A 13,594-nucleotide genomic window follows, 5' to 3' on the forward strand; every position below is an offset into this window, starting at 1 on the left:
GCCGTCATGAGTTGGTCGGCACTCCCCTTCCAGGACATCGATGTAAGTATCCGCCGTGGTCGCGATCCGGGTATGACGCAGCAACGCCCGGATCTCGTTCAGATCCGCCCCCGCGCGGAACAGCAGCATGGCCGAGGTATGTCTCAGATCATGAACGCGTGTCCGGTGAACGCCCGCATCCTCCTCAGTAGCAGGACAGTGACCGGGTGTGCGCGGATGCCCCGCCGCAGCCGCTCAGCGGTCAGCAGACCAGCCAGGAACTCCACCGTCTCGTCGCGTACCGGCAGCACCGAGGTATATGTGAACTCATCGTCGACGCAGGACCCCGGTATGAAGTTGATCTGCGAGAGGACCACCTTCATACCGGGGTTCTGCGTCTTTTCCTTGCACCACAACAGGCTCGGCGTGTCACTCCGGCTAACCACAGGCGACTACCCAACGTCACTCGTCATTACGCGGAGCTCGATGGCTCTACGCCGAAGTCAGTCGCGCGGGGTGGTTGCGACTCAGGTGTGGTTGAGGTTCCACCAGCCGTTGGGTCCATCGCTCACGTTGTATGCGGTGGCCGTTGCCAGGTTCTGTTGCTGGTAGTCAGTGGCGGAGCTGGCGACGAACAGTTCCACCTTGCCGGTACTGGTATTACGGGTCTTGATGAAGATCAAATCCTGCGAGTATGGTGTGAGGCTGCGGATACTGAAGGTGCCGTTGTCCCGGTCACCCGCGTTGAATACCGTCGCGCGGTGCAGCGACCATTGGCAGAAGGAGCAGGATCCCGCAGTGTCCGTTCCCGTGATGTGCACCTCGATCTTGCCACTGCCTGTGTTGCGGGTCTTGATGAACACCAGGGACTCGCCGCTCATCTGGAACACCCCGTTGTCAGCCTCGGCCAGGGGGATGTTGGTTGCTGTGCTGAGATAGGGCGGGGCCTGCGGGTTCCACGAGGGGAGCTTGTGAACCTCGATCATTCCTGAGCCGGTGTTGCGGGTCTTGATGAAAACGATTCCGTCATCTACCAGGTTGAAGACACCGTTGGCTCCGTCGGCTACGTCGAACCACGTCGGGATGCTGACACCATCGCTAAAGTTCGACTCGGCTGTGCGGTAATGCAGCTCTACTTTTCCGCTACCGGTGTTGCGGGTTTTGAAGTAGACTAACTTGTTGCCGACCATCTCGAACGTGCCGTTGCCGTCCTCGGCCGCAGAGAATCCGGACGTGACATGCATGTCGAAGCTCTGGTACGGGTCGGGTGTCTGATGCACCTCGATCATTCCACTACCCGTATTCTTCGTCTTGACAAACGCCAACTTCCACTGGGGAATGTTGAGTTGCCGCCAGCCGTCGCTCGGCGTCCACCGCCAGGGGTGGTATGGCTCCTGTGTGTCTACCAAGAAGTAGGAGGTGCCCAGCGCGACCGCATCGACATCGCTGCAGGCCCCGAAGTTGCAGGCCAGGGGCTCGTCACTCCAGGTCGACCCGTTGAGCCAGCTGTTGTGCATTCGCGTACCGTCGACCCAGGCGGCGTGCAGCGAAGAGTTGAACCAGCCGACCTGGACCCGACCGGCGGCTTGCCCGTTGGCAATGGGCTGCTCGCGCCAGCCATCATTACTGGTGTACCACCACCGCCAGAGCTTGCCGTCGGTGGCATTGCCAACCACGTCGAACTCGCCATTGCCGGTGGACAGAGCGATCCCACCCGTGCCGGGGGACATCCTCTGACCGAGGAACTCGCTGGTCCATGGGCTACCCGGGTCCTTCCAGAAGTGTATCCACGAGCCGACGCAGTTGGCTAGAATATGCAGTTGCCCATTGAAGTTGCCCATGGCCGGGGTGAAGGAACCGTCGCACGATCCGGGGACCACGGTCTGGCTCGACCAGCCGCCCCCAGAGTTCCAGCGGTCGACAAGCGCGCCGCTGGAGGTGACGTAGGCCGTATGCAGCGTGCTGATATCCACTGCCGTGGCCGGGCTGCTGTTCACGCCGCTGCCGACGACCGTCTCTGTCGTCCACCAGCCGGCGTTGTAGTACTTGCGGATCAACGCGCCGCCGCTCTTGTAGAAGACCTGCAGGCTGGTGCCGTAGTTGATGGCCGAGGGGAAACCTTTTTCACCGAAGGGCAGCCCATCATCCAGAACCTCCGAGGTCAGGTTTTCGCCGGCGTGGCCGTAGTAGTGGTAGAGCTTGCTGTTGTTACCGATGTTGGTGGCAACCCTGAAGATCTGCAGCGTGCCGTCCTGGGCATACGACGTGGCGAAGCCGCCCTGGTCGTACATGAGTGCCGCAGAGGCCGGCGCCTGGGCGAGGAACTGACCGGCCAGCACCGCTGCGAGCGCCGTCACGGAGGCCAGTAGCCACCTTCGGCCCCTTGGACCTAACATGGTGAATCCTTCCCGTAGGACGAGCGCGCTCGATAGCTTACGTTGCGGTTTGGAGCAATTGTCAATACCTGGTGTCTCGTGATGCTCTATCCTTTATTTGGCCACAGCGTCGATCAGGCTTCCGACCAGCATAAATGACTGAGTCTGACAAAAATTGACCCGCATCACGAGACACTAGGGCATCAGCTTGATCGAGTTAACTGGTGTCAGATTAATATCAGTATATGTCCATGATCCCATTGTGAAGAAGCAGTTCGTGCCGTTCCACCCCGTGCAGAAGCTCACGACAGCGTTGTCGGTCTGGTTGTTGAAGACGCGATGCGTCCCGTACATATTGCTGAGATTATAGGACGCATAGTAGTAGTATATGCTGGACGGATGTCCGCCATTCCACGAACCGTTAGGATAGATGCAGACCCCGCCAGCGGGGCAGCCCTGGTAGGACTCCGTGGCCTGGGCCGGAGAGGCACCGAGAAGCGTCCCCGGTACCAGTACGGTCACAAGCAGTCCAAGACTAAGGGCGATTTTGCTTAACCGAGTCCGGGCAAGCTTCATCTCGGCACAACACCTTTCGTCGTCGTGTAGCGGGGTAGTCGATCGCCGCGTGCTCGACAATACTCACGGCCAGGACCGCGCTGCATCCTGTGACGTCGCGGATTGACCGCGCCGCCGTAGTGTGCATCGGCGGCTGGTTCACCGCTCCAAAGTGCCACCCGGTCCGCGTTACGGCATTCGCGATGACGGATTCGACTATGATCGAGAGTGACTCGGGATCTGTTTGAAGCGGTTGGCATCTCCGGCTATGGCGTACGTATGGAGGGCGTTGTGAGCTACCTGGTCGTTCAGCCGTTTGCCTGGTCGTTCAGCCGTTTGCCTGGCCGCGTGACGTCGACGGGCCAGCCACCCCGGCGGTTCGTGGTGAAGCCGCGGCCGTGACCCGTCAACTCGCGCCGGGCGAGTGATTAGCGTTCGGTCGCGGATCCCCAGGCGTCTCGGTGGGCGTCGAGTTGTCCGAACCGAGCGTCTCCCGACTTGCCGGGGAGATCATGACGGTAGGCGATCACTGGACCTTGACAAATTTCAGCCGCGCCAACTCGTACGTCGTCGACAACATCGAGGGCAGCGGCGAACACATCCAGGTCGCGCCTGGCCGTCGTGCCGCGCCGATTCCGTTCGAGCTGGCCAGAATCGTCATTCCGCCGGCCGCGGGTGAAGCGGTTCCGTTCGAGCCCCTTCTTGCTCCAGGGCAGTCGACTACGATCGGTAGCCGACTGTCGCTGAGTGGGACGTGCCGTTACAGAGCATCGACCTTCACCGATCTCTGGGTAGGCATCCGCTCGTGCGGAGCTCGGGACGACACTGACTGTTCTCGTCATGGTTAGTTAGGCGGCGGTCGGCAGCGTTATGGGCAGGCCGGTGACGGGCTGGTTGGTAGGTGCCGAAACGGTGTTGAGCCGGTCGACGAGGTCCGCGGCCAGACTGAGACCGATGCCGGTGAGGTTGTCGGTGAGCTGGTCGACGGTACGCGGTCCGATGATCACCGAGGTGATGCCGGGACGTGCGATGGTCCAGGCGATAGCGATGGCCGATGGGGTGGCGCCGACGAGGTCGGCCACCTGTGTGACCTCGTCGGCGATGTCGAAGCACTCCTCGCGTAGCAGCGTTGTGGCCCAGCTGGCGGCTGTGGGGTTGAAGGCGAGCCACTGGTGAAGCCGGGTTCCTGGGTCGGGTTGCCGGCCTCGTCGGTAGCGGCCGGCGAGCATGCCGCCGGCGAGTGGTCCGTAGGTGAGGGTGCCCAGGCCGTGGCGGGCGCAGGCGGGCAGGATCTCGGCTTCGATCTCGCGTGCGAGCAATGAGTAGTGGGGCTGAAGGCTGATGAACGGCGTGGTGCCCAGGCGCTGGCTGGCCCACTGGGACTCGATGATCTGGCCGGCGGTGTAGTTGGAGCAGCCGACGTAGCGGACCTTGCCCGAGCGGACGAAGCTGTCGAGGGTCGCCATCGTCTCCTCGATAGGCGTATCCGGGTCCCAGTTGTGGCACTGGTACAGGTCGATGTAGTCGGTGCCCAGGCGACGCAGACTGCCCTCCAGGGCGCGGGTGAGGTGCAGCCGGGACAGCCCGCGGTCGTTGGGGCCGGCGCCCAGCGGGCCGGAGCCCTTCGTGGCCAGGACGACCGAGTCGCGCCGCGTGGCGATGGCGCGCCCAACGACCTCCTCCGATCGGCCGCCGGTGTAGATGTTCGCCGTGTCGATGAGGGTGCCGCCCGCGTCGAGGAAGGCGCCGATGATCCGACGTGCTTCCGGTTCGCCGCAGGGTGCGTCCGGACCGATGCCGAAGTTCATCGTTCCGAGCGCCGCTCGGGAGACTTTGAGGCCCGAGCGCCCCAGCAGCGTGTACTGCACGCGACCTCCTCCGAGGATTCGGGGCGACGCCCCGGTTCGATGAGCCACACTATACGGGGCGCCGCCCCGGTTCACGATGGGGTCTGTGGCGATCGGAGCAGGATGGAGGCCATGGGGATTCAAGGCGATGCTCCGGACGCCGGAGGCGCCGAACCGGCTTCGGCTGGCGAGGGGTGCTCGGCCCGTCCGCTGCGCGCGGATGCCCGGCGCAACCGCGAGCGGGTGCTACGCGCCGCGCGTGAGCTGTTCAGCATTGAGGGGCTGTCCGTCCCTCTGGACGAGATCGCGCGCCGAGCCGGTGTCGGCGCGGGCACGGTGCATCGGCACTTCCCAACGAAGGAGACGCTGTTCGCCGCGGTCGTCGTCGACCAGGTGGAGCAGCTCATAGCGGATGTCCGCGCCCTCGCTCAGCAGGCCGATCCCGGCGATGCGTTGGTGGAAATGCTGGAGCGCATGCTTGCCGAGGGCGCCGCGAGCCTGCCCCTCAAGGCCGCGCTGGCGGGAACCGACTTCGACATCCGGACCACCGCTCCCGAGGTCGCGGCCCGCCTCCGCGAGACGCTGCGGGCTTTCCTCCAGCGTGCTCAGGATGCCGGCGATATCCGGGGCGACATTGATATCGACGACCTGTTTGCGCTGCTTGCCGGTGCGTTCGCCACTCTGCGCCATGCCGACGCGCCCCCCGACCAGGCCGTGCGCCTCAACACGGTTCTCTTCGACGGGCTGCGCACCAGGCACTGACAACCGGCCAGCCGGGGGCGGAACTTCCGGAATTACCAGGTCGACAGAACGCAGGTTCGATTCTATTGTCGATATTGCCGAGTGGACGGTCGCCGGGTATCGCCCCTGGTCAGTCGACGAGCTCGTCGACGACCTCGCGAAGCGCCATCCTGGTCGGTCGAATGATGCCGGGAAGGACCGAGTCCACCTCGTCGCACGTCGCACGGCCGGTAGGATGTCATCTTCTTCACGCCTTCAGCCGCGGGCCGGGAAGGCGACGTGAGGAGATGGCATGGCCAGTCGTCCGATGCCGGCAACACCCAACCTCAACCAGCTTCGCCGCCGGGCAAAGGAACTGCGCGACGCCGCCCGTGCCGGCGACCCGGCCGCGCTGGAGCGGATCGCCGCCCACGTGGACGAGCGCCCGCAGGGGTCGGTGAGTCTGTCAGTCGCGCAGATGGTTCTCGCCCGCGAGCACGGGTTCGCCAGTTGGCCACGGCTGAAAGCCGAGGTCGAGGCCAAGGCGCTGGACCGAGCCGGACGGGTCGAGGCGTTCCTGACAGCAAGCGTCACCGGTCGCGGCAGCCTGGCAGGACGGCTGCTGGTCGAGTTCGGACTGGGTGCCGGTGACGCGACGCGGGCGTTGCCCGGGGCGCTCGGCAAGGACAGCCCGGCGGTCGTCGAGGCGCTGCTCGCGGCCGGCGCGGACCCGAACACGGTTGGCCGTGATGGTCTGTCCGCTCGACGCATCGCGGTCCGCCGCGGCCGGGACGACGTCGCCGCCGTACTGACCCGGTACGGCGCCGTGGATGACGCCACGGATACCGATCGGCTACTCGGCGTGTGCCGACGCGGCGACCGTCAGGAGGCGCGTCGGCTGCTCGCCGAGTATCCCGACCTTCCGGGCCGCCTTATCAGAGACGATCACGCGGCGTTCGTGGACGCGGCCGAGTACGCCGGTGTCGGCCCGGTCGCCCTCATGCTCGATCTCGGCTTTCCCGTCGGGGTGTACCGGTCGGTGGACGGCGCGACCGCGCTGCACGCCGCCAGCTACGCCGGCCGTCTCGACGTGGTCCGCCTGCTGCTCGACCGTGGCGCCGACATCGATACCACCGACCGGCAGTGGGGGTCGACCCCGCTGGCATGGGCGACGGTCGGCAGCGGGGAACGCCCCGCCTACAGCCCGGACGGCGACTGGCCCGCCACCATCAGTCTCCTGCTCGCCGCCGGGGCGTCCCGGGACGGTGCGTGGGTCGGGGGAAAGCCGCCCAGCGACGAGGTCGCCGTCCTTCTCGCCCGCTACGGCATCGGCGCGCCCGACGACGACGATTCGTCGTCGGCCGAACCGCCTGCGCCAGCCGCCCGCCGGATCAGCGAGCAGCTGCGCACAGCGTTCAACACCAGCGACGACCAGGCGCTCGCCGACGTGCTGCACCCCGACGTCCGCTGGGGCGGCGGACCAGCCGGCTGCCACAGCCGTGCCCACGTCCTGGAGTGGTACCAGCTGCTACGCGCCCAAGGGGTCCGTGCGACCGTCGAGGAGATGACGGTCCACGGTGACACGATCATCCTCGGCCTCGCCGTCACCCACGCCGGGCAGACCGACCGCCCCGCCGACCCAGCGGATCTCCTCTACCAGGCGTTCACCGTCGCCGACGACGCCGTGGTGGAGATCCGCGACGCAGACCAGCACCGCCCGTAAGGCGCTCGTGACCACTCGGGGTCAGCGGCAGACCGCCGACCGGGAGTCGATGAACCGCCAGCGCACGGACATCTTCTGAACCTCTGTCGAACTGCCTAGACTTCGCGCCAGTTTTTGTATGCTCGCAGCCATGGTCGTCATGCCGTTCACCGAGGCGCGCAACCGCCTGTCGGAGCTCATCGACGAGGTGGAGCGCACTCACGATCGGGTGGAGATCACCCGCCATGGCCATGCCGTGGCAGTCCTGATCTCTCCCGACGATCTGGCGGCGCTGGAGGAGACGCTGGACGTGCTGGCGAGCCGGGAGGCGATGCGGCAGCTCGCGGAGTCCGCAGACGCGGTCGAGGCCGGTGACGTCCTCGATGCCGAGGAACTCGGCATGCTCATGGCGAAACGCGCACGGAACGCCGACCGGCCCGATGTGAGGTGAGCAAGGCCGGTGGCCAGCCGTTCGAACTCCGGATCACCGGTCCCGCGGCCCGCGTTCCCGCCAGCCGACTGCCTGAGAAGATCGCAGCAGCTGTCCACGAATTCATCACGACCACGCTTCTGGACAACCCCCGCCGGCTCGGTAAACGACTCCTCCTCCCGCCATACGAGGGCACCTGGTCCGCTCGGCGCGGCAGCTATCGCGTGTTCTACGAAATCGATGAGGAAAACCGCATCGTGACCGTAACCGCCGTCGAGCACCGGTCTGACGCGTACCGCTCGCGCTGACCTCGAGACTCGAGCGGAACAAAGGCCCTGCGATGAACCCGTCGTCCTTCTCCAGATCCTCGGCCGGCGGGAAAGTAGCTACTGCTCGATGCGGATGTGCTGACTTCCAGCCATTCGCGCAGCTTGAGGCTGCCGCGCTTCCTCATCGTTCCGCACCGTCGTCTGGCCCGGTCGTGACCATGCATCGGGGCCGGGTGATCAGAATAGTGCTGATCGGTATATTTCGGTATATTGATGACAATCGTTACGACGACGGGCTGCGGCGGCCGGCCAGCCTGCTCATGGCCGACGACGGGGTCGAGAAGCGCGAGCCAGTCCCGAACCGTCGCATCCACGTTGATCGTCGTCATCGTTATACCAAGCAGTCTGCCGATCAGTAGACTGCTTGGCTGGCTGTGTCACGGCAACGCATCTGTCGCCGCGTCACGGACCGTGGGATCTTCGTCGTTGTCGGCCCGGTCCCACAACAGGATCGCGGTGGCGGGGTCGGCCGGCCAGTGGGCCGCGATCGCTTCAACGGCCATCCGGCGCACGTCCCGGTGACGGTCGTTGACGGCCCGGTCATGCAGCCACGACAGCGTGCCGGGATGCTCCCGCCAGTCGGCGACGATCGCCTCCATGGCGACTGAACGAACATCAAAATGAAGGTCGTCGGTGACCCGTCCCCGCAGGAGCGCCACGGTGGTCGGATCGTTGCGCCAGCCCGTGACAATCGCCTGGACGGCTGCCCGCCGCACATCCACTCTTTCGTCGTGGACCCCGTGCTCACTCAGCCATGGCAGGTTCGCAGGGCCGCACTGCCAGCTGTCCGCGATGGTGTCCACCAGCAGGGAGCGCGCGGTGGAGTCGTCCTGCGCCCGCCGACGCAGCCACGGCAGCATCTCCGGGTCATCCCGCCAGCGCGCGGCGAGCACCCGAGTCGCCGTGTCACGCACAGCAGATTCGTCGTCGCCGACGACAAGCGCACGCAGCAACGGCAGCGTGTCCGGGTCATCGCGCCAGCCCGTGGCGAGCGCCCCCGTCGCTGCGCATCTGACCGCGACGTGTCTGTCGTTGCTGATCAGTTGATGCACCAGGGACCGGGTGACCGCATCGTGCGGCCAACCCGCGCTGATGGCTCGTACCGCGGCGGACCGTACGTTGCCGTTGTCGGCATGTGCGACCTGCTCGGTCAACCACGCCCGGCTGGCAGGACCGCCCCGCCAGCTGTCCGCGATTATCGTGAGCGCCGCCTGCGACTCAGCCGTGTTCGGATGGGCAGCGACCACGTCGGGGAGCAACGGCAGCGCAGCAGGGTTATCCTGCCAACCGGCCGCGATCGCCGTCAGCACCGCCGTCCGCACCGCTGCATCCTCGTCAGCGACAGCCCGCGCACCGAGTACGGGTAGGGCAGTCGGATCGCCCGGCCAACCAGCCCCGACCGCTTCCACAGCCACTCGACGCACCGCCGCGTCCGGGTCCGCGACAGCGCGGTCGAGCAGGAACGGCAGGGCCGCTGGATCGTCCCGCCAGCCGGCCCCGATCGCCTCCACAGCCGTTCGCCGCACAAACGCATCCTGATCGACGACGGCCCGATCTCGTAGCAACAGAGAAACGCCGGGATCACCCGGCCACATCTTCACGATCGACATGAGGGCCAGCCTCCGCATAAGTGGATCATCCGTGCTGATCGCCCGATCCCGCAGCTTCGCAAGCGTCGCAGGATCATTTCGCCTCGCCGGGTCGATCTTCTGAGTCCCTATTCTCGCCGGTTCCATATGCACGCATGGTAGTGCCGCTCTCTGGCCTCGCGACCCATGACCCGTGCCTGTGACTCGAAGGAGAACCGGGTGGTCCAGCCGGAAGCTCGGCGCCGAGCCGTACGCCACCCTGACCGCGTGAATCCGCCGTGGATAATCTCAGGATGCCCTCGACAACAGACGCTCTGCACGTCGGCTACTGTCAATACTCCTTGTGCGACGGCAATATCTTGCCACCGACCCCCGACGCGGTTAATAAGGTTTTTAATGGCAATACTCTCGTGGCAGGAGGAGAAGGATACCTTCTTTTTTTGCTGGAACACACACCGGCAAGATCCGGATAGTTGTTAGCTTGTGCGAAATGGAGCCACCGCTCGCTCTCGATGAGTGGGAAGCCGTTGTAGATGTGAGTTACCACAGCCCGGAAGGAAGGACATACCTGTGTAATGGGGAGTTTTCCCCACGGGAAGATATTGGGAACATCGCGCATGCCGGGCCAGGCTGGTACCGGACCCGGGTCCAGACACGTGGGCGCGCGCTAGGTCGTAAGCACGATTCGTCCAAGGAACCCGTCGAAGAACATTCGATCACCCTCTGGCCGGCCACAGGCCCCGAACCGGACCGGGTCCACAAGATGGACGACGCATTTCCTGCCCACAGGTAAAACACGGAGGTTTCCCATTACCAGCGTCAATGATTATGCCCGCCCGCCGGTGGACGAGCCGTCAGCGGATCATCCAAGGCCACGGAAGACCGAGCTTGAAGCCGGGGCTTCCTGGCTGGCGCTCGGAGCGCTCATTGTCCTTGGCACCGGCTGTGGGGAATCGTCCAAGGCGAGCGCGTCACCGTCCGCCCCGAGCGTCGCCCGAACGGCGGAACCCACGTCGGTCGGATCGTCGCCGACCGTATCCGCCGCTCCCACCGGGGAGCGCGCCACTGTCCGGCCGTCGGTCTCCCAGTGGCTGATCGACCGCACCGCGGAGCCCGGTGTGGTCAGGTCGCCGTCCGCGTCCAGCAAGGTCCGGACGGTTCCGACGAGCGCCACGGCCCCGGCGGCAGCCGACGTGACGGTGTCATGCGGTATCGAGTACGAATCAGGGTTGCCCACCGCCTTTGTCGTCGTCTCCAACCACTCGACCGTTGCCAGCGACTATGTCATCCACATCGCGTTCGGCAGCAAGGACGACCCGACGGACACGGGAGCCGGTGTGGCGACGGTGAGTAACATCGCTCCCGGCCAGATATCCCCATCGCAGCGAGTCAGCTGGGGGCACGACGACCTGCCCGGCGGCTTTACCTGCAAGGCAACGCAGGTGGATCGGCACGCACGCTGACCGAACAGGGCAACCCCCCTGGCGCAGCGGCGGCAGCCGGCGATCTTTCGAGGTTTGTGCGCTGAATACCCGCTTGTTGATCGCACAAAGCTCGAAAGATCGCTACCAAAGATCGTTACGAACGCGCGTCCGTCAGCGCGTCCGTCAGCGGGTTGCGACGATCGGCAGCATGGGTGGCGACGACAGTGCGGTCGAGGAGTAGGCGGTCGAGGAGCAGGCGGTGGAGGAGAAGTGGGAGACCACCCGGTCGTCCACCGGATCCTGCGCAGGGTCATGGTGCACGACCAGGTGCCGGTAGAGCGTGTCGCGCTGAGCGGGGATCCGGTCGGCGGTACGGATCAGACCGATGAGCTCGGTCCGGTTGGTCCGGTGCCGGGCGCCGGCCGAGGACACCACGTTCTCCTCCAGCATGACCGAACCCAGATCGTCCGCGCCCATGTGCAGGGTGAGCTGACCGACCTCCTTGCCGGTCGTCAGCCACGAGCCCTGCAGGTGCGCGATGTTGTCGAAGAACAGCCGAGCTACCGCCACCAGCCGCAGGTATTCGATCGTGGACGCCTGCGTGCGTCCGCGCAGGTGGTTGTTTTCCGGCTGGTAGGTCCACGGGATGAACGACCGGAAACCGCCGGTGCGGTCCTGGACGTCGCGGATCATCCGAAGGTGCTCGATGCGCTCGGCGTTGGTCTCACCGGTGCCCATCATGAACGTCGCGGTCGATTCGACACCGAGACCGTGCGCGGCTTCCATCACCGACAGCCACACATGGCCGGGTTCCTTCAGCGGGGCGATGGCGTGCCGGGGACGCTCGGTGAGAATTTCCGCCCCTGCGCCGGCAAAGCTGTCCAGGCCCGCGTCGCGCAGCCGAACAATGACGTCGTTGTAGCTCAGCGCGGACGTCCGCGCGATGTGGACGACCTCGCTGGCGCCCAGGGAATGCAGGGTGAGCTGCGGGTACGTCCGCTTGATCGCCGCGAAGGCAGCCTCGTACCATTCGATACCGAACTCGGGATGGTGGCCGCCCTGGAGCATGATCTGGGTTGCCCCCAGCTCAACTGCCTCGCCGCATCTGGCGACGATGTCGTCGACGTCGCGGACCCAGCCTTCGGAGTGACCCGGAGCGCGGTAGAACGCGCAGAACCGGCACGCGGTCACGCAGACGTTCGTGTAGTTGATGTTCCGATCGATGATGTACGTCGCGATGCCATCCGGGAAACGGCGGCGCCGGACGGCGTCGGCGGCCTGGCCGAGGGCGTGCAGCGGGGCCTTCGTGTAGAGCAGCAGCGCCTCGTCGGGGCTGATCCGCCCGCCGTCCGCGGCGCGGGCGAGCACGGAGGAGATCTCCCCCTCGCTCACCACCGGAGGCGCTGCAACTACCGGAGAACCGCTGTCGGCATCATCCACAAGGCTCACCCTGCGATGGTACGGCGAGCGGGCCTGCCGCCCGAGCTTTCGGGTGCGGGGGGGACGACCGGGGACAACAGCCGATGCCGCCTCACCCCTGGCCGGTCCGACCAACGCCGGTCCGGGCGCCGTCGACCTTGTTGCGCACCCGGTCGATGACATCGCGCTGAAAACGGTCGACGACCTGATGCTGGAAGCCGTCCTGGGCATGGGTCCAGACCTGCTCCCAGAGCCGACCCCGCTGGGTGTCCCAGACATGGGTGACACGGTCGACTCCGGACATCACCAGGAAGATCAACAGAAGGAGAATGATCAGACGCTTGCCCGGTATCCGAGGGCGCCACCGCCGTCGGCGGCGCGGCGGTGCATACCGCTCCGGTGCATACCGCTCCGGCGCATACCGCTCCGGCGCAGGTGCTTCCCGGCCATACCGCTCCGGTGCATACCGCTCCGGTGCATACCGCTCCGGCGCGGGTGGCTCCGCAACGCCCAGCCTGGTACGGCCGTCGTGCCCGGGCCTGGTTGCGACGGCACCCACCACAGGTTGGGAACGCGGGTCACCCGACCAGGTGCCGTCGAGGACCTCAGGCACGGCGGCGCGGGTGCCGGACCGAAACCGTTCCTGGTCACCGAGTAGAGCCCGCACGAGCTGCCCGGCGGACGGCCGGGCCCGCGGATCCCGATCCAGGGCCGCCGCAACCAGCGGACGAAGATCCGCGGGAACACCGTCGAGATACGGACGCTCCATGACGATCCGCTGCGCGATGTCGAGCGGGGCACCGTCGCCGAAGGGATGGCGCCCGGCCGCCGCATAGGCGATCAGCAGGCCCCAGGCGAAGACGTCGGCGGCCGGGCCCACCGGCGCGCCCTCCATCTGCTCGGGTGCCATCCAACCCGCCGACCCCAGCACCATGCCGGTGCGGGTACGCCCGACCACCGCGTCCAGCGCCCGCGCGATCCCGAAGTCGATGACCCGGGGCCCCGAATACGACAGCAGCACGTTGCTCGGCTTGAGGTCGCGGTGCACGATGCCGGCGCCGTGGATGGCGGTCAGCGCAGAGGCCACCCCCACCGCGACCCCCTGCAGAGTCGACAGCGCCAACGGCCCACGGCTGGTGACGACATCGTCCAGGCGGACCCCGTCGATGTACTCCGTTACCAGGTACGGCAGGTGGGCGCCGGGATCGGCGTCGAGTACCTGCGC

At 66.1% G+C, this 13,594-nt stretch carries 13 protein-coding genes and 1 pseudogene; 6 read left to right on the forward strand and 8 right to left on the reverse strand.

Annotated features, from left to right (window positions below; genetic code table 11):
- The 3 genes and pseudogenes from U9979_RS22080 to U9979_RS22090 all read right to left on the reverse strand — a co-directional run.
- Nucleotides 1-129: pseudogene (locus U9979_RS22080) on the reverse strand (site-specific integrase); the annotation flags it as partial.
- A gap of 14 nt (nt 130-143) precedes the next feature.
- Nucleotides 144-425, reverse strand: a complete 282-nt coding sequence (locus U9979_RS22085; RefSeq protein ID WP_322780834.1) for a hypothetical protein — start codon at nt 423-425, stop codon at nt 144-146.
- An 81-nt stretch (nt 426-506) separates the two neighbouring features.
- Nucleotides 507-2,336 carry a hypothetical protein gene (locus tag U9979_RS22090; RefSeq protein ID WP_322780822.1) on the reverse strand — a complete coding sequence of 610 codons (1,830 nt, stop codon included), beginning with the start codon at nt 2,334-2,336 and terminating at the stop codon, nt 507-509.
- 1,034 nt (nt 2,337-3,370) lie between these two features.
- Between U9979_RS22090 and U9979_RS22095 the strand changes: the two genes are divergently transcribed.
- The gene (locus tag U9979_RS22095) at nt 3,371-3,757 is read left to right on the forward strand and encodes a hypothetical protein (protein ID WP_322780823.1); all 387 of its coding nucleotides are present in this window, start codon (nt 3,371-3,373) and stop codon (nt 3,755-3,757) included.
- Here U9979_RS22095 and U9979_RS22100 read toward each other — a convergent pair whose 3' ends face one another.
- Nucleotides 3,758-4,777 carry an aldo/keto reductase gene (locus U9979_RS22100; protein ID WP_322780824.1) on the reverse strand — a complete coding sequence of 340 codons (1,020 nt, stop codon included), beginning with the start codon at nt 4,775-4,777 and terminating at the stop codon, nt 3,758-3,760.
- A 111-nt stretch (nt 4,778-4,888) separates the two neighbouring features.
- Here U9979_RS22100 and U9979_RS22105 point away from each other — a divergent pair, with 111 nt between their 5' ends.
- The 4 genes from U9979_RS22105 to U9979_RS22120 all read left to right on the forward strand — a co-directional run bounded on the left by U9979_RS22105 (nt 4,889) and on the right by U9979_RS22120 (nt 7,916).
- The gene (locus U9979_RS22105; protein WP_322748782.1) at nt 4,889-5,518 is read left to right on the forward strand and encodes a helix-turn-helix domain-containing protein; all 630 of its coding nucleotides are present in this window, start codon (nt 4,889-4,891) and stop codon (nt 5,516-5,518) included.
- Nucleotides 5,519-5,789: 271 nt separating this feature from the next.
- Nucleotides 5,790-7,199 carry an ankyrin repeat domain-containing protein gene (locus tag U9979_RS22110; protein WP_322780825.1) on the forward strand — a complete coding sequence of 470 codons (1,410 nt, stop codon included), beginning with the start codon at nt 5,790-5,792 and terminating at the stop codon, nt 7,197-7,199.
- Between the two features lie 130 nt (nt 7,200-7,329).
- Nucleotides 7,330-7,629 carry a type II toxin-antitoxin system Phd/YefM family antitoxin gene (locus tag U9979_RS22115; RefSeq protein WP_322780826.1) on the forward strand — a complete coding sequence of 100 codons (300 nt, stop codon included), beginning with the start codon at nt 7,330-7,332 and terminating at the stop codon, nt 7,627-7,629.
- The gene (locus U9979_RS22120) at nt 7,626-7,916 is read left to right on the forward strand and encodes a type II toxin-antitoxin system RelE/ParE family toxin (protein ID WP_322780827.1); all 291 of its coding nucleotides are present in this window, start codon (nt 7,626-7,628) and stop codon (nt 7,914-7,916) included. Before U9979_RS22115 ends, U9979_RS22120 begins: the two co-directional genes overlap by 4 nt.
- A 398-nt stretch (nt 7,917-8,314) precedes the next feature.
- Here the strand turns inward: U9979_RS22120 and U9979_RS22125 are convergent, their stop codons facing one another.
- Together U9979_RS22125 and U9979_RS22130 are read right to left on the reverse strand one after the other, a co-directional pair.
- The gene (locus tag U9979_RS22125; RefSeq protein ID WP_322780828.1) at nt 8,315-9,673 is read right to left on the reverse strand and encodes a HEAT repeat domain-containing protein; all 1,359 of its coding nucleotides are present in this window, start codon (nt 9,671-9,673) and stop codon (nt 8,315-8,317) included.
- Between the two features lie 715 nt (nt 9,674-10,388).
- On the reverse strand, nt 10,389-10,763 hold the full coding sequence (locus U9979_RS22130) for a hypothetical protein (RefSeq protein WP_322780829.1): 375 nt from the start codon (nt 10,761-10,763) through the stop codon (nt 10,389-10,391).
- On the opposite strand from U9979_RS22130, the gene U9979_RS22135 reads away from it, so the two are divergent.
- On the forward strand, nt 10,756-10,989 hold the full coding sequence (locus U9979_RS22135; protein WP_322780830.1) for a hypothetical protein: 234 nt from the start codon (nt 10,756-10,758) through the stop codon (nt 10,987-10,989). The genes U9979_RS22130 and U9979_RS22135 overlap by 8 nt on opposite strands.
- A 144-nt stretch (nt 10,990-11,133) precedes the next feature.
- Here the strand turns inward: U9979_RS22135 and mqnC are convergent, their stop codons facing one another.
- Nucleotides 11,134-12,390 carry a cyclic dehypoxanthinyl futalosine synthase gene (gene mqnC, locus U9979_RS22140; protein ID WP_322780833.1) on the reverse strand — a complete coding sequence of 419 codons (1,257 nt, stop codon included), beginning with the start codon at nt 12,388-12,390 and terminating at the stop codon, nt 11,134-11,136.
- Between the two features lie 91 nt (nt 12,391-12,481).
- Nucleotides 12,482-13,594, reverse strand: a 1,113-nt coding sequence (locus U9979_RS22145; protein ID WP_322780831.1) for a serine/threonine-protein kinase, incomplete at its 5' end; no start/stop codon positions are given.

Source organism: Protofrankia sp. Cas4, from assembly GCF_963555915.1.
Taxonomy (GTDB): Bacteria; Actinomycetota; Actinomycetes; order Frankiales; family Frankiaceae; genus Protofrankia.

Excerpts from the sequence above, each read along its gene's own strand:
- U9979_RS22105 (WP_322748782.1), top strand. The coding sequence starts at position 4,889 with ATGGGGATTCAAGGCGATGCTCCGGACGCCGGAGGCGCCGAACCGGCT.
- U9979_RS22110 (WP_322780825.1), top strand. The coding sequence starts at position 5,790 with ATGGCCAGTCGTCCGATGCCGGCAACACCCAACCTCAACCAGCTTCGC.
- U9979_RS22115 (WP_322780826.1), top strand. The coding sequence starts at position 7,330 with ATGGTCGTCATGCCGTTCACCGAGGCGCGCAACCGCCTGTCGGAGCTC.
- U9979_RS22125 (WP_322780828.1), bottom strand. The coding sequence starts at position 9,673 with ATGGAACCGGCGAGAATAGGGACTCAGAAGATCGACCCGGCGAGGCGA.